This is a genomic window from Flagellimonas zhangzhouensis (genome assembly GCF_900102925.1).
In the GTDB taxonomy this organism is placed as follows: domain Bacteria; phylum Bacteroidota; class Bacteroidia; order Flavobacteriales; family Flavobacteriaceae; genus Flagellimonas; species Flagellimonas zhangzhouensis.
Genome location: NZ_FNKI01000002.1, coordinates 953,541 through 974,447, shown reverse-complemented (window position 1 = coordinate 974,447; position 20,907 = coordinate 953,541). Strand labels below are relative to the sequence as shown.

The window sequence follows — 20,907 nt, the reverse complement described above, 5'->3', positions numbered from 1 at the left end:
TTAGAATATGACAAGGTGTCAGTGTGTTGAATTTATTTCAAAACAAAAGCCCTTAAAGCCCTGATGTTCAATAAAGCGTTAAAAAAGACATGCACTATTTCGTAAATTCTCAATAAAATAATTCGGCAGGTCGTTATATTTGAAACCATAATTATGTGCCATGGAATGTATCAGCGTTTTTGATATGCTTAAAATTGGAGTTGGTCCTTCCAGCTCCCATACTTTGGGCCCTTGGCGGGCTGCCGAACGTTGGATTACCGAATTGAAGGAACAAGGTGATTTTAATGCCGTACAATCCATTTCCGTATCACTCTACGGCTCCCTTTCATTAACAGGAAAAGGACATGCCACAGATATTGCTGTAGTGATGGGATTGATGGGCACGGACCCAGAAACCGTAGCTATTGACAGTATTGATCCTAGCATTGACCAATTAAAAAAGGACAAGACCCTAAATTTTGGAGGAGAACAAGACATTCCGTTTTCATTTGAATCGGATATCACCTTTAAAAAGGAGTTTTTGCCCTTCCATGCCAACGGAATTCAGTTTGAGGCAAAATTGGAAAGTGGTAAAACAACTACTGAAACCTATTATTCCATCGGAGGTGGTTTTGTGGTAAAAGAGGAACGACTTCATGCCAAAGAAAACAAAGAGACATTTAAAACCTTTCCCCATCCCGTAAAGACTGGGGATGAACTTTTACTGCATTGCAATGCCCAAAACAAAACCATTTCCAAAATTGTCATGGAAAATGAGCTTTCATTACGTTCAGAAGCCGAAATAAATGCAGGGATATCACGTATTTGGAACACCATGCTCGAATGCATGTATGTGGGCTGTCATACCGAAGGAAAATTACCTGGTGGATTGAATGTAAAGCGTCGTGCTTTTGAAATGCACCAAAAATTAAAAGGCGAAGTTCCCTATTCCAATCCGCAAGAATGGTTAGAGAGCATTCGTGACACCGAGGTGAGATTTCGTCAAATTATCAAATGGGTAAGCTGTTTTGCCTTGAGCGTGAACGAGGTTAATGCCTCTTTGGGAAGAGTTGTTACCGCACCGACAAACGGTAGTGCAGGAGTAATTCCTGCCGTTTTAATGTATTATATGGTCATCGAAAACCACGATGCCAATTTTGATGATGTAAAACAATTCTTGTTGGTCGCCAGCGAAGTAGGAAGCATCTTTAAAAAAGGCGCTACGATTTCGGCTGCCATGGGTGGTTGTCAGGCAGAAATTGGGGTTTCTTCAGCCATGGCCGCTGCAGGACTCACCGAATTGATGGGTGGTTCCCCAGAACAAGTTTTGATTGCTGCCGAAATAGCCATGGAACACCATTTAGGGCTGACTTGTGATCCGATTGGTGGATTGGTGCAAGTTCCCTGCATTGAACGCAATGCCATGGGTGCCATTAAAGCTATCAACGCGGCAGAATTGGCATTGGATACCGACCCAAAAGATTGTAAAGTACCATTGGACAAAGTGGTCAATACCATGTGGGAAACCGCAAAGGATATGAATTCCAAATACAAGGAAACTTCCGAAGGTGGTTTGGCCGTAGGTGTATTTTTAAGTGATTGCTAGTCCAAACAGCCCGCTTTACCCCTTGTATCTATTAAATAGATAATCTTCCACTCGCCATCAAAATTCACAAGTTGAAAGGAGTTGATACCGCAATGGCTGAATTCATCATTCAACCAAAACTCGTAGCCTACCCAGGCATTGGCCATGGTTCGATCCACTTGAATCGAAAAAGAAGTAAGTCGTTCCTCAAATTTTGTGGTTTCTGGAATACCTACAATGGATTTTAAAAATCCAGAAAACTCTTCGTTTCTAAATCGGGTTTTGCCCTCCGCATCACGCCCTGTGGTTTGCAGCACAACATGGTCCGCCACTGTTTGTTTGATCAACAATGAATCTTGCTTGTGAAATCCATCAAAAAAAGCTTCGATCACTTTTTTAACGGCTTCCTTTTCTTCTTCCATAGAAGCATTTGGACCTTGAGCATGCACCTGTGCAGCAATGGCTAATAAAAACAAACAACTCAACAATTTTCTCATGGTATTCCTCTTTTGATTGAAGGCCAATTTAAACAAATCTGCTTACTTTTAGCCAGCAAATAATTTTACAATGTCAACAGCTAAAAAAGAATATAAGAGGGTAACGGTAAAATCATTGGTGGAAATGAAGCAGACTGGAGAGAAAATCAGCATGCTCACCGCTTACGATTATTCCATGGCCAAAATTGTGGATGCCGCTAATGTGGATGCCATTTTGGTGGGTGATTCGGCCAGTAATGTGATGGCAGGTCACGAAACTACACTCCCCATAACCCTTGATCAAATGATCTACCATGCCTCCTCAGTTGTTAGAGCCGCCAAACGAGCTTTGGTGGTGGTTGATATTCCTTTTGGGAGTTATCAAGGGGATTCCAAAGAAGCGCTCCGCTCTGCGATACGAATTATGAAAGAAAGTGGTGCTCATGCCGTGAAAGTTGAAGGTGGTGAGGAAATCAAAATTTCCATTAGTAGAATTTTGGAGGCTGGAATTCCTGTGATGGGACACTTGGGACTTACCCCGCAGTCCATTTATAAATTCGGAACCTATACCGTTCGTGCCAAGGAAGAAGAGGAAGCCGATAAACTTAAGTCAGATGCCAAACTTTTGGAAGAATTGGGCTGTTTTGCCATTGTGTTAGAAAAAATCCCAGCCAAATTGGCCAAAGAAGTGGCAGAAAGTGTTTCTATACCTGTAATTGGTATTGGTGCAGGTGGCGGTGTTGATGGTCAAGTTTTGGTGGTACACGATATGTTGGGGATGACCCACGAATTCCACCCTAGATTTTTACGACGCTATTTGAATCTGTATGATGAGATGAGCAATGCCATTTCGCAATATGTGGATGATGTAAAAAGTAGTGATTTTCCGAATGAAGACGAATCGTACTAATTAACAATAAGCAATTGTCAATTACCAATTCCAATCATTCCACACCTACCAATCTTCAAGTTTTATTTGAGGACAATCACCTTATTGCCGTCAACAAACGCGTGGGTGATATTGTCCAAGGCGACAAAACAGGAGATGACCCATTGAGTGAGGTCGTAAAACAATACATCAAGGAGAAATACAACAAACCTGGCAATGTGTATTTGGGTGTGGTGCACAGATTGGACCGTCCTACTTCAGGAATTGTTTTGTTTGCAAAAACTTCAAAAGCACTACCTCGACTCAACAAAATGTTTGCACAAGGCGAAACTAAAAAAATGTATTGGGCGGTGGTCAAAAATGCACCTGAGACCGAAAGCGGTACTTTGACCCATTGGTTGATTCGAAATCCAAAGCAAAATAAATCTTATGCGCATCTAAAAGAGGTTCCCAACAGCAAAAAGGCGGTTTTGGATTATCGAGTGATCAAAAAACTGGATAACTTTTATTTGTTGGAAATCGACCTGAAAACAGGAAGACATCATCAAATTCGGGCGCAATTGGCAGCCATAGGTTGCCACATTAAAGGGGATCTAAAATATGGAGCAGACCGAAGCAACAAAGACGGTGGGATACATTTACATGCCCGAAGTCTAGAGATTGAACATCCTGTAAAAAAGGAAACCATCCAATTTGAAGCCCCCACTCCAAATGACCCAATTTGGAATGCTTGCTCTAACGGGTAAGCGCCAAAGCTTTCTCGCGAATAATTTGTCCCACAGGCTTGTTTTCCAAATGACTTTCAAGCCAAGAAAGAATATCTAAATATAAGAACGCCCTCTTTTCATAGGGATGGTGTTCGTACTTCTTCAGTTCGTTGTACAGCTTCTGGAATTCATTTCTAAGATCCGTCGGATATATTTCTCCAAGATTCCTTAGAAACTTGATCATTTCTTTTTGAACCTCATGTAAGTCGTTCATTTTCAATAAGAACTTGTAGGTGCTTTTAAGCTGTACTTCCAAATGATAATCCATTCCAGCTTCGTAATGCGCCACTAAACTCAATACCCGTGCAAAGCACATTAAGTCCTCGCGCATTTTTAAATTCTTGTTGGAAATAATTTTCTTGAGGTAAAATATACAGTTCTTGTTGTCGCCATTTCCAAAATACAAGCAAGCGATTTTGTAATACAACAACATCACGTGGTGCTCATCAATACGCTGTTTATGTTTTTTAATGCCATACTCGATAATGTTCACCAAATAAATGCCCTTATCAAAAGTGCCCTCCAAAAAGTGGAGGTTCAATCGATTGGTGTTGATGTACAAAAACGCCAAAGATGATATATTGTCATTTTTAGGGAATTCAGAGCTATCCACCACCGTTTCCATTCGCTCCAACGTATCCCTAAATTGAGAGGCATATTTCACAAAAAACAAAGACTCCAATAAATAATGGTTTCCTTTTAGAAAAAATACGGGGTTGAGTGGAATCATCGGCTCGTTTTCATAAAACAAATCCACCCATTTACTCGCATAGCGATAGGCTGACAAAAAGTCTTGAATCAATAAGCTGTACCACAAATAGGCCTTGTACAACCACAATTTTTCACGGAACCCCAGTTTATCGATATCATAATCGGGCAAATGTTTTTCAAAGTAGGTTTTCACCTTGTCCAAATCCTCATCGCTACGGGCATAGCCCACTTTCAACATCATGCTATACAATTGCAATGAAAGGTTGGACAACTTACTCGTCATCACATTTTGCGCAGAAAGTTCTTTGGCCTGTACCGCCAATTCATCGGCGCGATCAGGAATACTTCGGGTAATGTATTGGGTTTCGATAACCTTTTCCAACTCTACGATTTCGTAGGCCACATTCTTTTCTTCATTTTCAATGGCGTAGCTCTTCGCCTTATCCAAAATCTTTAAGCTTTGTTTGTACAAGCCTTTTTGATAAAGTATCGTGGCAAAATCAAGTTGCTCTCGAATCTGAATACGAACATTCTGATTCACGGGATTCAAACGAAGACTCACCAAAATCTGTTTGTACAAATGTGCTTTTAAATTGGAAAGTTGCGCCTTTTTTACAATGCCACTTTCAAGAATTTGACGCTCATCATAATTCTTCATCTTGTCCAATAAATTGAAAAGCGCTAAAAATTTCGCATCCGTGTTCACCCCCAATCGGCCAACATAGAGCTTAAATTGTCGTTTCTCAGATTTGGAAAGCGATTTTACCAATACAAACAAAGCATCCTTATGGGCATTTGTCATCGTAAAAAATATTATTTAAAATGCTGTTTTACAGTGTTTTGTTTTACACCAACAGCTATTTAACGTTGTAACGAATTTCTATTTACCTTTATATTTCCGCTTCACATTTCTATTTTCGTAAGTCATAGAACAAACAGGTAAATATAATGGGTAAAGATAAGGTACAAATTTTTGACACAACACTAAGAGATGGAGAACAAGTCCCAGGATGTAAACTGGACACAGAACAGAAATTGGTAATCGCCAATCGACTGGATGAACTTGGTGTTGATGTTATCGAAGCAGGGTTTCCTATTTCGAGCCCTGGTGACTTTAAATCGGTCCATGAAATCGCAAAATTGGTCAAAAATGCAACGGTTTGTGGATTGACCCGTGCCGTGAAAAAAGACATTGAAGTTGCTGCGGAAGCTATTAAAATTGCCAAAAAACCAAGAATCCACACAGGGATTGGAACTTCAGAATCCCATATTAAATACAAATTCAATTCCACCCAAGATAAAATTATCGAACGAGCCGTTGAGGCCGTTGCTTATGCCAAAACTTTTGTGGAGGATGTTGAGTTCTACGCGGAAGATGCTGGTAGAACCGACAATGAGTTTTTAGCTAGGGTTTGTGAAGCAGTTGTTGCCGCAGGTGCTACCGTTTTGAACATTCCAGATACTACGGGCTATTGTTTGCCTGAAGAGTATGGTGCAAAAATGAAGTACCTAAAGGAAAATGTAAAAGGTATTGACAAAGCCATTCTTTCTTGCCACTGTCATAACGACCTTGGATTGGCCACGGCCAACTCCATTGCAGGTGTTGTGAATGGTGCCCGCCAAATTGAATGTACCATTAATGGTATTGGTGAGCGTGCTGGGAATACTGCTTTGGAAGAAGTGGTAATGATCCTAAGACAACACCCTTACTTGAATTTGGATACCAACATCAACAGTCAATTGTTGTGGGATACAAGTCAGATGGTTTCCCAGAAAATGGGAATGCCCGTTCAGCCGAATAAGGCGATTGTAGGATCCAATGCATTTGCACACAGCTCTGGAATTCACCAAGATGGTGTGATCAAGCAAAGGGAAACTTACGAAATCATCGACCCAAAAGATGTCGGTGTAAGTGAATCTTCTATTGTTTTGACAGCTAGAAGTGGTCGTGCTGCATTGGCGTATCGCGCCAAAAAGGTAGGTTACGAACTGACCAAGATCCAATTGGATTCTGTTTACGAGAACTTTTTGAAATATGCTGACCGCAAAAAAGAAATTGTGGACGAAGATATTCATGAAATTGTGGAGACCAGCAACATCAACATGAAAGATTTGGCTTAAACCTTTATTGCGCGTATGAATCTAAACATTGCATTGCTTGGCGGAGATGGCATTGGACCTGAGGTGTTGAACCAAGCAGTTAAATGTTTACAAGCAGTAGAGGAAACTTTCAATCACAGTTTTGTATTTAAAAAGGCCGATGTAGGGGCCATTGCCATTGATAAAACTGGTATGCCATTACCAGAAAAAACTTTGCGACTGTGCAGAGAGGCTGACGCAGTATTGTTCGGGGCCATTGGCGACCTAAAATATGACAATGATACCAATGCAAAGGTGAGACCAGAGCAAGGATTATTGCAATTGCGGAAAGAATTAGGGCTTTACACCAATATTCGTCCTGTTTTTTCCCATCCTACCCTTTTAAAAAATTCCCCTTTAAAAAAGGAAATTGTTAGAGGAACCGATTTTGTAATTTATCGGGAACTGACCAGCGGAATTTATTTTGGGGAGAAAAAATTGAATGAAGAAGGTACCATTGCTTCTGACCTTTGTGAATATACCGAAGCAGAAATTAGCCGTGTTGCCCATTTGGCCTTTAAGGCCGCCAAATCCCGTAAAAAGAAACTTACTTTAGTAGATCAATCCAATGTGTTGGAATCATCCCGACTTTGGAGAAAAGTGGTTACACGAATCAGCGAAAGTTATCCCGAAGTTACTTTGGATTGTCTGTTTGCGGATAACGCTGCCATGCAAATTATCCTTACCCCTGCAAAGTTTGATGTAATATTGACAGGAAATATGTTCGGTGATATTCTTTCCGATGAAGGAAGTGTGATCAGTGGTTCCATTGGATTATTGCCTTCTGCCTGTATTGGTGATGAAAATGCCCTTTTTGAGCCTATACACGGTTCGTATCCTCAAGCAAAAGGGAAAAACATTGCCAATCCTATCGCTTCCATTCTATCTGCAGCTATGCTATTGGAACATTTTGGTTTGAACGAGGAAGCCTATGCTGTGAAAATGGCTGTGGGTAAATCACTTAGAAAAAAAGTTGTTACTCCAGATTTAAAAAAAGGCAGCAAGTATGGCACGAATGAGGTCGGTGATTTTATAGCCCACAATATTGTGGATATTGAAGATGATTTCAATACCAATGATGAAAACATCGATTTAGGAAGATCAACAATTATCTAGAAACTTCTAACCTATTTCTTGCCCAGTCAATTCTTCGATGGTTTGATTGAATTTCACCTTGAATTCCTCAAATTTTTCACCCGTAGCAGGACCATTGAATCCTGTATGAATCTTACGCACTTCCCCATTTTTATCAATGTAAATGGTAGTTGGATAAGACAAAATGTGATTCAACATGGGCAGTTTATCATTGGCCAATTGCTTGTTTGAAGTTCCGTATTGCGCCAATAATATTGGGTAGGGCACATCTTCCCTTTCTTTAAGTCTTTTAATTCCTTCAAAAGCTTTTTCTTCAGTTTTGGCATATTCAAACGCCAAGCCTACCATTTCCAAATCCAAATCTGGATGCTTTTTTAAATAATCCACATAAAAACGGGTCTCATCCAAACAATTGGTGCACCAGGTGCCCATAATCTGCACCAATACTACCTTATCCTTAAACCTTGGGTTGGACATGTCCATTTTCGTGCCCGAAGGATCAGGGAAAGAAAAGTCGAATTTATCATAGCCCTCCCTTAAAAAGGTCAATTGGTCAGAATCAGGAAGTTCGAATGCCTCGTTTCTGGCACCTAAAAACTCTTGTACACTATGCTTACCAGAGTAAAACTTGCCGTCAAGTGTGCTATCGGTGACTTTAGCTAAGAACAAAAACACATGGGAGCCATCAAAAGCGGAAAGTTTCATGCTGTCGCCAGAAACAACACCGTCCAAGTAGCGGTAATCCCCTGTGTTGGTTCGGAACGTCCCTTTTATTTCATTCCCATTTTGCATAAAAATGCCTTTGGCAGGATATTCCCCTTCTGTGTTTACATTAAAATAGGTTTCCCAAATTCCCGAAATATTCACTTTGGCATCTTCCTTAACCACAAAGCGATCTTTTACACCAAAATTAGCTTCAAAGGGCACTCTTCGCTCTTTTCCTTCCTCAATAAACTCTCCTTTAATTTGGTTTTGAGTAAATGTACCTGAAATATGTCCTTCAAAAATAGGCATCCGAATATCAATGGAATCTCCATTAAATGTAAATTCATCCACGACCACCTCTTCTTCGTCATTGTACATTTTCATAACATAACTTCCTTCGCCTGTTTTGGTCACCGTAAACTGAAAAGGCAACTTTTGAGATTCGGATACTTCTATTTCTCCCAACCAATCCCCTTCGGCCAATTCTATTTTACCTTCATTTTTACATGAGATTAAAACCGTGAATAAACAGGTGATAGCCAACCAAATATGTTTCATATAATGAAAGATTTTTCCTAAAAGTAGCAAATCCGATTTAAAACTAACAAAAGCATACGCCCTAAGGTCGTTTTAAACGTTGAATCTGTTCCCCTATTGTTATATATTTGTCCCCTCTAAAAATGGGGTATGAAGATTTCTTACAACTGGTTGAAGCAATTTTTGCAAATTGATTGGGATGCACAAAAAACAGGTGAACTTTTAACGGATTTAGGTCTGGAAGTTGAAGGCATCACCAATTTTGAATCGGTGAAAGGCGGTTTAAAAGGAATTGTGGTAGGCCATGTATTGACTTGCGAGCAACACCCCAATGCGGACCGATTAAAATTAACCACCGTGGATGTGGGGCAAGAAACCCCGCTGCAAATTGTTTGTGGTGCCCCAAATGTTGCCGCTGGACAAAAAGTACCCGTTGCAACCATCGGAACTACCCTTTATACGGCTGAAGGTGAATCTTGGGTCATTAAAAAAGGGAAAATTCGCGGGGAGGAAAGCCAAGGGATGATTTGTGCCGAGGACGAAATCGGAATTGGTAGCAGTCATGATGGTATTATGGTGCTCAATGAAGAGTTGGTTCCTGGAACACCCTGTTCCAATGTTTTTGATGTTGAAAATGACCAAGTTTTTGAAATAGGGCTTACGCCTAACCGCGCAGACGCCATGAGTCATTTTGGTGTAGCCAGGGATTTGAAAGCTGGATTGGAGCAAAAAGAAATTTCAAAAGAATTAGTTACTCCATCAACAAGTAATTTTTCCATCGATAACCGCTCTTTAAAAATTGATGTAGAGGTAATGGACGCCGATTTGGCGCCAAGATATTGTGGTGTTACCATTAGCAATATTATTGTACAGGATTCTCCAGATTGGTTAAAGAATAGATTAAAAGCGATTGGGTTATCCCCTATTAACAATGTCGTGGATGTAACCAACTACGTGTTGCACGAATTGGGTCAGCCATTGCATGCTTTTGATGCTGCTAAAATAAAAGGAAACAAAGTTGAGGTGAAAACCTTGCCAACGGGCACTAAGTTTACAACATTGGATGATGTGGAACGCGAACTGCACGAAGACGACCTTATGATTTGTGATGCCGAAAAACCCATGTGTATTGCTGGGGTTTTTGGTGGAATCAATAGTGGGGTAACAGAACATACAACGTCCATTTTCTTGGAAAGTGCCTATTTTGACCCAGTATCCATTAGAAAAACAGCCAAGCGCCACGGATTAAATACGGATGCCTCTTTCCGTTTTGAGCGTGGAATTGATATCGATGTAACCAAATATGCCCTTAAAAGGGCAGCTTTGTTGATCAGAGAAATTGCAGGCGGATATGTTACTTCGGAAATCGTGGATCTGTTCCCAGTAAAACCAAAAGAGAGACAAGTCTTTCTAACCTTCGATAAAATAAATTCGTTGATCGGACAAGAAATCCCAAGGGACACCATAAAGTCCATTTTGTCCTCTTTGGAGATCAAAATCAATAATGTAACAGAATCTGGTTTGGGACTTACCATTCCACATTACCGTGTGGATGTTACCCGCGAAGTGGATGTTATCGAAGAGATTCTAAGGGTTTACGGATATAACAATATCGACTTTAAAGAAAAACTGAACGCATCCATTGCCAAAACATCGAGGTTCGAAAACCTGCGTGTGCAGCACGTTACAGGAAACACCTTGGCTGCCATGGGCTTTTTTGAAATCATGACCAATAGTTTAGTGTCTGCTGATTTTAAAACTGAGGATGCCGTTGAAATGTTGAACCCATTAAGTTCCGATTTATCTGTATTGCGAACTTCCATGTTGCAATCAGGTCTTCAATCCGTGAGCTATAACCACAACAGACAGAAAAACGACCTTAAATTGTTTGAATTTGGTAAAACCTACCACAAAAGCAATGAAGGCCATGACGAGAAACAACACCTTTCCGTTTTTATTACAGGTGACCACAACAGTGACAGCTGGACAGTTGCTTCAAGAAAAACAGACTTTTTCTTTTTAAAAGGAATTGTTGAAAATGTTTTGGAGCGCTTGGGTATCAACAATTATGAAACAAGTCCGTTGTCGGATGCTTCTTTTGCCGAAGGCCTACAATGCACCTTGAAGAATAAACCTTTGGTTTCCTTTGGACTAGTAAGCAAAAGTGAACTGAAGAATTTCGATATTAAACAAGAGGTGTTTTTTGCTGATTTTGATTGGGATGCAATTTTAGCTTCCATCAGCACTACCAACGTAGTCTTCAAGGAAATTCCAAAATTCCCTGAAGTAACTCGTGATTTTGCGCTGTTGTTGGATGAGTCAACTTCATTCCAAAAAGTATATGACATTGCTTGGAAAACAGAGAAAAAGCTCTTGAAGAAGGTGAATTTATTCGATGTTTATAAAGGCAAAAACCTTCCTGAAGGTAAAAAATCATATGCCGTAAGTTTCACCTTAATGGACAAAACCAAAACCTTGACAGACAAGCAAATCGATAAGATAATGGGTAAACTGCTTTCCCAATATCAAAACGAATTGGGAGCGGAACTTCGCTAATTATAATTACATCTGAGCAGGTAAAATAACGCTATCTATCTCGTGGATAATGCCGTCATTTTTTAGATTTCGGTCTGCGGTAGTAATCTTTGCCCTGTTTCCAACGGGGTCGGTCAGGACGATATCATAACCTTCCATGTGGGCTGTTAACTTTTTACCTTGAACCGTAGTAAAACTGGCCGTACCATTTCCTCTGCACATGGCGCGAAGTATTCTACTGGCAGTTAGCTGACCTGCAACAATGTGATACGTTAACAGTGTTTTTAATGCGGTCTTGTCTTCGGCATTGATGAGTTCGGTGATTTTATCACTGGAAAAACGCTCAAAAGCAGCATCAGAAGGTGCAAAAATGGTCAAAGGACCAGAGTTGTTCAACAATTCCCCAAGTTCGGAAGCCCTTACTGCCTCTGCCAAAATAGAATGATGGGCAATGTCACCAGACTCGGACAATAACGCCTTATCCGTATTGTTGGACTGCGCAAAAGTGACTACAGAAGAGGTGAAAAATAGGGCAAAAAGTGCCTTGGTAATGAGGGAATTGGTTGGTTTCATGTAATCTTTGGGACCTGACTTTTAGTATAATTATACGATTAACTGCCAAAAACTTCGATAAGATACATCATTTTCTTAAAATCCGACACATATTTTCATTAACAAATTTCTTTTAACAAAACCTTAACATTAAGCTTTTATGACATTTGTCAGGAATGAAAAATTCAATTCATTAAATTTGAGAGAATTACTAAGAAAAAGAAACGATGCTAGGGAAAACAAACATTGAAAATATACTTCGCAAGGCACGGAATAAAAATGGTGATGAGGCAGAAATATTGACTCAGGTTGAGGAAATTCTTCGACAAGACCAGCTTATAGAGGAAAAGATTTCGGAAACTCTTGGTTCAAAAAACAATTCACAGCGCAACAACTTTGATTTTGACCTCTTAGAGACATCCAACATCTTCCATATCGACCAAATCAAACAAATCTGCATCGATTATCGATTACGATTCTTGGACAGCTCTTATTTTAAAGGTGAAATTCCGCAAGAGGCCATTTCCAAAATCAAACATTTAGAAGCTGCCCATAATACAACTGTGCAAGGATTTAAAATTATGGCCCCCTCCCGCCTATTTCGATTGGAAGACAAAGATGACCCTTTGTTGTTTGCGCCTATTGGCAACGATTACTTTTACCTGATCCATAAATGGGGCAACGACCTTCACCCGTTGCGCAGATTGTTTGCCTGGCCCTTTAAAAACATCGTAAACCTCGGACTTGTGGTTCTTGCCATCAGTTATTTGGTAACGCTTATGGTACCTGAAGGGCTTTTCTCCAAAAAAAGCACCACAGCAGAGTTTTGGATCATCTACTTCTTCATGTTCAAATGCTTGGCATCCATAGTAATTTTCTACGGATTCGCATTGGGCAAGAACTTTAATCCCGCTATTTGGAAAAGCAAGTATTTTAATGCCTAGGCTGTAACCGAGTACATTTTTTCGCGCTGCTCCTTAATGGACTTGTCAGACATGTAGTCGTCAAAAGTCAAGTAACGATCGATGGTTCCGTTTGGCGTTAACTCAATGATTCTATTGGCCACCGTGTTCACAAACTCATGATCGTGGGTGGTCAACAATACTGTTCCTTTAAAGTTTTTCAAGGAGTTGTTGAAGGCCGTAATACTTTCCAAGTCCAAGTGGTTGGTAGGCTCGTCCAACAATAATACATTGGCTCTAAGCATCATCATTCGGCTTAGCATACAACGTACCTTTTCACCTCCCGATAGTACCGTACACTTTTTCAATGCCTCTTCCCCACTGAACAACATTTTACCCAAGAATCCACGGATGTACACTTCTTCCCTTTCTTCTTCAGTTTTGGCCCATTGGCGCAGCCAATCCACCAAATTAATATCGTCTTTAAAGTACTCAGCATTATCGGCTGGCAAGTAGGATTGACCTGTGGTTACACCCCATTGATAGGAACCGCTATCTGCTTTTGCTTTTCCATTTACAATATCATAAAAGGCTGTGGTAGCACGGGAATCTTTAGATAAAATAGCCACTTTATCTCCTTTTGCCAAGTTGATATTCACATCTTTAAACAACAAATCGCCATCTTCGGAGGTTGCAGAAAGCTTTTCTACATTTAAAATTTGGTCACCAGCTTCACGATCACGATCAAAAATAATGGCTGGATATCTTCTACTGGATGGTTTAATGTCCTCCACTTTAAGCTTGTCCAACATCTTTTTACGAGAAGTGGCCTGCTTACTCTTTGCAACGTTGGCACTAAATCGCATGATGAACTCTTGTAGTTCCTTTGCTTTTTCCTCTGCCTTTTTGTTTTGTTGCGCTCTCTGGCGGGCAGCCAATTGACTACTCTCATACCAGAATGTATAGTTACCTGAGAACAGGTTAATTTTACCAAAGTCGATATCCGCAATACTGGTACAAACGGCATCTAAAAAGTGCCTGTCGTGAGAAACAACGATTACCGTGTTTTCGTAATTGGCCAAAAAGTTTTCCAACCAGCTTATGGTTTCATAATCCAAGTCGTTGGTAGGCTCATCCATGATCAACACATCTGGATTTCCGAACAAGGCCTGCGCCAAAAGCACACGCACCTTTAATTTGGAATCCATATCGGCCATATTGGTGTAATGTAAGTCTTCGGTAATGCCCAAGTTGGACAACATCGCTGCTGCATTACTATCGGCGTTCCAACCGTTCATTTCTTCAAAAGCAACCTGAAGCTCTCCAATTTTTTCCGCATTTTCATCGGTGTAATCCGCATAAAGTGCATCAATCTCCTTTTTTATCTTGAAAAGAGGCTTGTTACCCATCACCACAGTCTCCAAAACAGGAAATTCATCATAGGCGTTGTGGTTCTGCTCCAAGATGGACATACGCTTACCTGGCTCCAAGTGCACATGACCCGAAGTGGCATCGATTTGTCCAGATAATATTTTTAAGAAAGTAGATTTTCCTGCACCATTGGCGCCAATGATTCCATAACAGTTTCCTTGAGTGAAAGTTACGTTCACTTCATCAAACAAAACCCTTTTGCCAAACTGAACAGATAAATTGGATACTGATAACATGTAAGTTGCTTTATTTTTTTGCAAAAGTAGCTAAATACCTTTCGGATTTCTAATTAATAAGCACATAAATTGGTCGGTGTTTTGTTACGCTTTAACAAGTTTTAACGACCCGTTAACAAAGTTGGCTTAACGGTATGCTTACATTTGGTAGCCTAATGGAAGGTTTCCCTCATATGGTAAGATTATTACTCAGCTTCACCTTACTATCCATTCTTTCTTGCTCTGATCGAACAGCAGAGCAATCATCCGTTGTTTTTGGTGGTGAAATCGTTAATCCGACCAGTGATTATGTGGTACTCTACCACAACGATACTTATGTGGATTCTGTAAAACTGGACAAAAACAATCGCTTTACTTTTGATTTAAAAGGCATTGAGGAAGGACTTTACCATTTTGACCACACTCCTGAACTTCAGTATGTATATTTGAAAGAAGGTGATAGCCTTTTAGCGCGTTTGAATACCGTTGAATTTGATGAATCTTTAGTGTATTCTGGAGAGGGAAGCGATATCAACAACTTCTTGATTGAATTGTTTTTGATTCAAGAGAAAGATGAACCAATTGTACAGGATTTTTACAAATTGGACCCTGAAGTTTTCAGCAAAAAAATAGATTCACTACACGCTATACAAATCAACCATTTAAAAGATTTTGAGCCTGAGAATTTCCTTTCTCCAAAGGAATATACCATGGCCAAAGCATCCATTGATTACAACACTTATATTATTAAGGAAAAGTATCCGTATTACCACAAAAAAGAAACAGGCGAGGAAGCATTCCATAATCTACCCGATTCTTTTTACAGTTATTGGAACGATGTGGATTTCGACAACAGGGACCTTACCTATTTGAAGCCCTATTTCGATTTTATGAAATGGCACTTCGGAAACTTGTCTTATGTGTATTGCTCGGATAATTGTTCGGAAGAACAGAAAAAGGTAGGTGGCGACCGTTTGCACTTCAACAACCACAAATTGGCAATGGTGGACAGCGTAGTGCAACAAACCGAACTTCGCGATATCTTGTTTAGAAACATCGCCATGGATTACTTGCTTAAGGTGCACAATCCAAGCGATGAAGCTATTGTTTTTATAGATAAGTTCCGAAACCTATCCAAAAATGAGGCACACAAAGAGGAAATAGACCTTTTATATAAAGGCATCAAAAACCTGCAGCCGAATACCACCATCCCCAACTTGTCCCTTAGGGATATGGATAACAACGAGCTTTCCATTAAACAGGTGACCAATAAAAAGAAGAATACCGTATTCTATTTTTGGACCGCTGCTCAGGAAAGACACTTCCGCAAGGTGAGCCAGCAAATTGCTGAGTTGGAAAAGAAATATCCAGACTACAACTTTGTGGGCATCAATTTAAGAACCAGTTACCCACAGTGGCAAGATTTGATGAAAGAGTACAGCTTGGATAAAGAAAAGCAGTACTATGGCGAGAATTTCAAAGAAATTCAAATGGCCATGATCATAGACGGGCTCAACAAGTGTGTGATCACTAAAGATTCTGTTGTGGTTGATGGTTTTGCCAACCTTTACACTTCCCTTTAATAGTTAATTTTTAGGCATAAAAAAACCCTGAATTTTCATCCAGGGCTTTCATATTATTTAAAATCCTATTCTTAAGAATTTCCTTTTGCGTAATCTTCCAAGAACTTGGCCAAACCAATATCGGTCAATGGGTGTTTCAACAAACCATCGATAGAAGACAATGGACCTGTCATAACATCTGCACCTAATTTAGCACAATCGATAACGTGCATGGTGTGACGAATGGATGCTGCCAAGATTTGAGTTTCAAATCCGTAGTTGTCATAGATCAATCTGATTTCAGAAATCAAGTTCAAACCGTCAGTTGAAATATCGTCCAATCTACCCAAGAATGGAGACACATAGTTGGCACCAGCTTTAGCTGCCAACAATGCCTGTCCTGGAGAGAATACTAAAGTACAGTTGGTACGAATACCGTTATCTGAAAAATATTTCAATGCTTTTACCCCATCTTTGATCATAGGAACTTTTACAACGATTTGCTCATGCAATTCAGCAAGCTCCTCCCCTTCTTTCACCATTCCAGCAAAATCAGTAGAAACCACTTCAGCAGAAACATCACCATCTACGATGTTACAGATGTCTACATAGTGCTTTAAGATATTATCTTTTCCAGTAATACCTTCTTTTGCCATCAACGATGGGTTGGTTGTTACACCATCCAAAACACCCAACTCCTGAGCTTCTTTAATTTGATCAAGATTGGCTGTATCAATAAAAAACTTCATTTCTAACTATTTAAGTGATTCTTTAGAAGTGTAAAATTACAACTTATAATGGTTGAGGAGCAACTTTTCGTAGACTTTATCGGGTAACAAACTCTTCAATTTTAGTGAAAATTTCTGCATAAAAGCTCCTACTGGGTTATGTACTTTAGGATTGTTTTGCTGAATAATAGCAAAAACCTTTTCCGCGACTTGAATGGGATTTCCACCTGTATCCACATCATTATTGATGGCATCCAAGGTCTGGGCATACTTGTCCTCATAGGCAGAACCATCAAGAACAGGAGCATGATATCGCCCAGCTGCAATATTTGTCACAAAATCTCCAGGGGCAACATTGGTTACTTTCACCCCAAACTCTTTCACTTCCATACGTAGTGCTTCAGTAATCAGGCCCAAAGCACCTTTGGTGGCGGAATAAAACCCACGGTAAGGCAATCCCATATACCCTGCAATAGAAGTCACATTAATAATAAGTCCACTGCCCTGTTTTCGCATTTGGGGCAGAACAGCCTTCATCACATGAATGGGACCATGGAAATTGGTATCAAAAACATTAAGTATCTCTTCGTGTGGTGTTTCTTCAATAGGACCTGTGATACCCACCCCTGCGTTATTGATCAACACATCCAACCTGCCTTCTTTGGCAATAACTTCTGAAACGGCTTTTTGAATGCTTTCTACATCTTTAACATCCAATTGAACCAAATCAAAAGCATCAAAATTGGGGTAGTTTTTTGGGTTTCGCGTAGTACCGTAGACAGTAAATCCTTTTTCGGTCAAAAATGTTCCAATGGATTTACCAATACCTGAAGAACCGCCTGTGATCAGTACAACTTTTTTATCCATGATCATCTGATTTTTGGGTACAAAAAAAGGCAAGCTACCTACATCGCACCGCTACGACCGTATACCCTTGCTGCGTTCCCGCCCTGGGGGATTCTACAGGAGCTGGTCGTGTAGGACTTGCCGACTGCAAATATACGACCTTTTAAATTTGTCGCAATCCCAATTCATTCTTAATTTCACAGATTCATGAACAATCCGTTATGACACAAGCATTACGAACGATGACGAAATTATTTTCTTTTTTAGGACTCTTAATTTTCTTTTTGGGATGCGGTGGCAGTGCCGATCCTGCCAAAAATTTTGCCATTCAATTGGAGAACAAAACCTTACAGCAAAATGATCAGGTAGGAATAGCGTTCCAAAACAAAAAAAATATCGAAATTTCCGACCTACATTATTATATAGATGGAAAGGAATTGCCTGTAAAAAATGGTAAAATCACTATGAATCTACCCACTTTAGGAAACAAAACATTAACTGCTAAGTTCAAAATAGAAGATCAAACGGTAGAAATTGAGAAAAAAATAAAGGTATTGGCCTCCACTTCCCCCGAAGTGTACACTTATGAAGTTATAAACACCTACCCTCACGACCCCAAGGCCTATACGCAAGGATTGGAGTTTCATAATGGAGTACTTTATGAGAGTACAGGAAAAAAGGGAGCTTCCTCTATTCGAAAGGTAAACTTTGAAACTGGTGAAGTACTTCAAAAAATTGATATGGAAAATACCGTTTTTGGAGAAGGCATTACTATAATGAACGATAAACTTTATCAACTCACTTGGCAAAGTGGTTTTGGTTATGTGTATGACATCAACACTTTCGAAAAAATCAAAAACTTCACCTATGGTAAAAGCAAAGAAGGCTGGGGACTCTGCAACGATGGTGAAAAGATTTATAAAAGTGATGGAACCGAAAAAATTTGGTTGCTAGATCCAGAAACTTTGGACGAAAAAGGACATATTGAAACCGTAACCAACAAATCCATATTCAATAAGGCGAACGAACTGGAATATGTTACCGGTAAATTATACGCCAATGTATACCAAAACCAAAGTATGATGATCATTGATGCATCTTCAGGGGTTATTGAAGGTGTAATCAACTTTGGCGGCCTAGAGAGTCAAGTGGACAAAGGTCCTGAATGGGACAAAGTCAATTCGGTGCTCAATGGTGTAGCCTACCACCCAGAACGAGAAACCTTTTTTGTGACAGGTAAAAACTGGAACAAACTTTTTGAGGTGAAAATCAAAAAGAAATATTGATGCATACGTATTCGGAATCCTTTGATGTAGCGCCCTCCGATTTGGACGAACTCAACCATGTAAACAATATAAGGTATGTGGAATGGATTCAGGATATCAGCAAAAAACATTGGCATAAAGCTACCACCGAAGACATAAGACAATCTATGATCTGGGTGGTGCGCAATCACAATATTTCTTACCAAAAATCTGCTGTTTTGGGCGATACCATCCAAATTGAAACCTATATCGCAGAAAACAAGGGGCCTATTTCCACCCGAGTTGTGGAAATCAAGAACAAAAACACGGGGGATTTGTTGGTAAAAGGCACCACGGATTGGTGTTTATTGGACGCCAAAACCTTCCGCCCAAAAAGAGTTCCAGAAGAGGTAGCAGCGCTATTTATGTCATAATCACACAGCTTAAACAGCGCCTAATTAACCGAATTACTGCATTTAATCGAATAATAACCACTTATTCGATGTACGGTCACCCTCCTATTTTGATACTAACCGTGGTTCCATTAATATAGAGGTCAACCGAAAATCAAAAAGCCCAACTAAATGCAGAAAACTTCCCTTTTAACCCTGTCTATTCCTTAATTGGAAAATCTAAGTTGAACTACCTCTCAACTGGTAAATTGGTACGCATATTTTTTAAAACCAGACGGAGTCTCTTTCTTAGATATTGATAGACATTAACGAATTTTTATTAAAAATTGTAGGAAAATCAACTGTTTTCGGGATATTCCCCCAGTTTTTTTAAGGGAAAACTGCAATGAGTTTTTTGGAGGCGTTAGTAACTTGCAATCAGCAAATTGCACATGGATTATAGCTATAACATCATCGACTCCAACGCGACCTCAAAATTACAACTACAGTTGTATTTGGAGGAGTATGAAGATTTGGTGTGTGCAGGTGTGGCATCCAATCCAAATGATGGGTTAAATTCCATTTTAAAGTACAATCCAGATTTGGTTCTGATCAACTTGTCTGAAAATGGCATGGAATATTTTCAGATGGTGACCGAATTGAACCAGTATTTACCAAAGCAACCCCTTATAATAGGGTATGCAAAAACCAAAAGCTACGCCTACAATGCCATTAAAAGCGGCTTTTTCGATTATTGGATTTTGCCTCACAACGAGTTCGATATCCGCAAGACCATTTTCCGTTTGCGCAAAAACCATCCAAAGCAAGATGTTCCATCTACCATTTGTCTTAAATCTTATAATGATTATAGGTATTTGGACACCAAAAACATTCTTTATTTAAAGTCGGACAATAACACTACCGATTTCTTTATGAAAGATGGCAGTGTGATCAGTGCTTTTAAAACCTTGAAATCTTTCGAGAAGAAATTACCCGAAGGATTTATCCGTGTGCACCAAAGTTATATACTTAATAGTAGGTACGTTTCCCGAATCAATTACGGAAAATCCATTTGTACCCTAAACCACGGAAAAGAAGAAGAACTCCCCTTCTCCAAAACCTATAAAGACCGCATCGATGCGCTCAAGGATTTACTCTCCAAAACCGCAGTAAGAGCGGTTAATTAGCAGAATTCTATCAGATTACCGCAAAATTCTTGCAGAATCCATACGAATACTAAAGACTTTTTTCTAGGCTGTTGCACCTTTTAGTGGCTATATACTTTAGCTGCATAAACCAAATAATAACACCCTAAAACTACTATTATGAAAAAAGTATTTACCATTCTTGCCCTAGCCCTTATGACTGTTGGATTCTACTCTTGTGAAGCAGAAACTGATGTACAGGACACTGAAGCAATGTTCGAGCAATTGACCATCGATCAAAATGCCAGTGATGATGATGATTTGGAAGTTGATGGACGTGGTAGTGAGAATTAATCCAAGTAAAACACATTTGAAATCTTTTTTGCCCTTTTTAGTTATTTTGGTACTTCTTTTTAATTTAAAAGATGAGACCAATATTGAATCAACTAATGACAATCTCAAATTGAGTTTA

At 39.7% G+C, this 20,907-nt stretch carries 19 protein-coding genes and 1 other RNA gene; 12 read left to right on the top strand and 8 right to left on the bottom strand.

Annotated elements, in window-relative coordinates:
- The first annotated feature begins 160 nt into the window (after positions 1-160).
- Positions 161-1,585, top strand: a complete 1,425-nt coding sequence (locus BLQ18_RS11285; RefSeq protein ID WP_090295704.1) for an L-serine ammonia-lyase — start codon at positions 161-163, stop codon at positions 1,583-1,585.
- Here BLQ18_RS11285 and BLQ18_RS11280 read toward each other — a convergent pair.
- On the bottom strand, positions 1,582-2,061 hold the full coding sequence (locus BLQ18_RS11280; RefSeq protein WP_090297557.1) for a nuclear transport factor 2 family protein: 480 nt from the start codon (positions 2,059-2,061) through the stop codon (positions 1,582-1,584). The two genes, BLQ18_RS11285 and BLQ18_RS11280, sit on opposite strands and share 4 nt — an antisense overlap.
- 70 nt (positions 2,062-2,131) lie before the next feature.
- Between BLQ18_RS11280 and panB the strand changes: the two genes are divergently transcribed.
- Positions 2,132-2,950 carry a 3-methyl-2-oxobutanoate hydroxymethyltransferase gene (panB, locus tag BLQ18_RS11275; protein WP_090295699.1) on the top strand — a complete coding sequence of 273 codons (819 nt, stop codon included), beginning with the start codon at positions 2,132-2,134 and terminating at the stop codon, positions 2,948-2,950.
- A 20-nt stretch (positions 2,951-2,970) separates the two neighbouring features.
- Positions 2,971-3,675, top strand: a complete 705-nt coding sequence (locus BLQ18_RS11270) for an RluA family pseudouridine synthase (protein WP_090297555.1) — start codon at positions 2,971-2,973, stop codon at positions 3,673-3,675.
- Here the strand turns inward: BLQ18_RS11270 and BLQ18_RS11265 are convergent.
- Positions 3,665-5,209, bottom strand: coding sequence for a hypothetical protein (locus BLQ18_RS11265; RefSeq protein ID WP_090295694.1), 1,545 nt, complete (start codon positions 5,207-5,209; stop codon positions 3,665-3,667). The genes BLQ18_RS11270 and BLQ18_RS11265 overlap by 11 nt on opposite strands.
- Before the next feature lie 146 nt (positions 5,210-5,355).
- Here BLQ18_RS11265 and BLQ18_RS11260 point away from each other — a divergent pair, with 146 nt between their 5' ends.
- Together BLQ18_RS11260 and leuB are read left to right on the top strand one after the other, a co-directional pair.
- Complete coding sequence (locus tag BLQ18_RS11260) at positions 5,356-6,528, top strand: 2-isopropylmalate synthase (RefSeq protein WP_090295689.1); 1,173 nt, start codon at positions 5,356-5,358, stop codon at positions 6,526-6,528.
- 15 nt (positions 6,529-6,543) lie between these two features.
- On the top strand, positions 6,544-7,662 hold the full coding sequence (gene leuB / locus BLQ18_RS11255; protein ID WP_090295685.1) for a 3-isopropylmalate dehydrogenase: 1,119 nt from the start codon (positions 6,544-6,546) through the stop codon (positions 7,660-7,662).
- 6 nt (positions 7,663-7,668) lie between these two features.
- Here the strand turns inward: leuB and BLQ18_RS11250 are convergent, their stop codons facing one another.
- Complete coding sequence (locus tag BLQ18_RS11250; protein WP_090295680.1) at positions 7,669-8,904, bottom strand: peroxiredoxin family protein; 1,236 nt, start codon at positions 8,902-8,904, stop codon at positions 7,669-7,671.
- Between the two features lie 129 nt (positions 8,905-9,033).
- Here BLQ18_RS11250 and pheT point away from each other — a divergent pair, with 129 nt between their 5' ends.
- Complete coding sequence (gene pheT / locus BLQ18_RS11245) at positions 9,034-11,439, top strand: phenylalanine--tRNA ligase subunit beta (protein WP_090295677.1); 2,406 nt, start codon at positions 9,034-9,036, stop codon at positions 11,437-11,439.
- A 6-nt stretch (positions 11,440-11,445) separates the two neighbouring features.
- Here pheT and BLQ18_RS11240 read toward each other — a convergent pair whose 3' ends face one another.
- Positions 11,446-11,991, bottom strand: coding sequence for a fasciclin domain-containing protein (locus tag BLQ18_RS11240; protein WP_090295673.1), 546 nt, complete (start codon positions 11,989-11,991; stop codon positions 11,446-11,448).
- A 206-nt stretch (positions 11,992-12,197) separates the two neighbouring features.
- Here BLQ18_RS11240 and BLQ18_RS11235 point away from each other — a divergent pair, with 206 nt between their 5' ends.
- Positions 12,198-12,914 (top strand): hypothetical protein, encoded by a 717-nt coding sequence (locus tag BLQ18_RS11235; RefSeq protein WP_090295670.1) that lies wholly within the window; start codon positions 12,198-12,200, stop codon positions 12,912-12,914.
- Here the strand turns inward: BLQ18_RS11235 and BLQ18_RS11230 are convergent.
- A complete protein-coding gene (locus tag BLQ18_RS11230; RefSeq protein ID WP_090295666.1) occupies positions 12,911-14,539 on the bottom strand; it encodes an ABC-F family ATP-binding cassette domain-containing protein in 1,629 nt (542 codons plus the stop codon). The two genes, BLQ18_RS11235 and BLQ18_RS11230, sit on opposite strands and share 4 nt — an antisense overlap.
- Positions 14,540-14,712: 173 nt before the next feature.
- On the opposite strand from BLQ18_RS11230, the gene BLQ18_RS11225 reads away from it, so the two are divergent.
- The gene (locus BLQ18_RS11225; protein ID WP_245668110.1) at positions 14,713-16,101 is read left to right on the top strand and encodes a transaldolase; all 1,389 of its coding nucleotides are present in this window, start codon (positions 14,713-14,715) and stop codon (positions 16,099-16,101) included.
- A gap of 71 nt (positions 16,102-16,172) precedes the next feature.
- Here BLQ18_RS11225 and fsa read toward each other — a convergent pair whose 3' ends face one another.
- The 3 genes from fsa to ffs all read right to left on the bottom strand — a co-directional run bounded on the left by fsa (position 16,173) and on the right by ffs (position 17,798).
- Positions 16,173-16,829, bottom strand: a complete 657-nt coding sequence (gene fsa / locus BLQ18_RS11220) for a fructose-6-phosphate aldolase (RefSeq protein WP_090295658.1) — start codon at positions 16,827-16,829, stop codon at positions 16,173-16,175.
- 36 nt (positions 16,830-16,865) lie between these two features.
- Positions 16,866-17,675 (bottom strand): SDR family oxidoreductase, encoded by an 810-nt coding sequence (locus tag BLQ18_RS11215; RefSeq protein ID WP_090297552.1) that lies wholly within the window; start codon positions 17,673-17,675, stop codon positions 16,866-16,868.
- A gap of 24 nt (positions 17,676-17,699) precedes the next feature.
- Positions 17,700-17,798: signal recognition particle sRNA small type (gene ffs, locus BLQ18_RS11210), an RNA gene on the bottom strand.
- 98 nt (positions 17,799-17,896) lie between these two features.
- On the opposite strand from ffs, the gene BLQ18_RS11205 reads away from it, so the two are divergent.
- The 4 genes from BLQ18_RS11205 to BLQ18_RS17020 all read left to right on the top strand — a co-directional run bounded on the left by BLQ18_RS11205 (position 17,897) and on the right by BLQ18_RS17020 (position 20,789).
- Entirely contained in the window at positions 17,897-18,940 is a 1,044-nt protein-coding gene (locus BLQ18_RS11205; RefSeq protein ID WP_090295653.1) for a glutaminyl-peptide cyclotransferase, read from the top strand.
- On the top strand, positions 18,940-19,332 hold the full coding sequence (locus BLQ18_RS11200) for an acyl-CoA thioesterase (RefSeq protein WP_090295649.1): 393 nt from the start codon (positions 18,940-18,942) through the stop codon (positions 19,330-19,332). The genes BLQ18_RS11205 and BLQ18_RS11200 overlap by 1 nt, the downstream gene beginning before the upstream one ends.
- A 410-nt stretch (positions 19,333-19,742) precedes the next feature.
- Positions 19,743-20,477, top strand: coding sequence for a LytR/AlgR family response regulator transcription factor (locus tag BLQ18_RS11195; RefSeq protein ID WP_090295646.1), 735 nt, complete (start codon positions 19,743-19,745; stop codon positions 20,475-20,477).
- Between the two features lie 138 nt (positions 20,478-20,615).
- Positions 20,616-20,789 carry a hypothetical protein gene (locus BLQ18_RS17020; protein WP_175443751.1) on the top strand — a complete coding sequence of 58 codons (174 nt, stop codon included), beginning with the start codon at positions 20,616-20,618 and terminating at the stop codon, positions 20,787-20,789.
- The last annotated feature ends 118 nt before the right edge of the window (positions 20,790-20,907 follow it).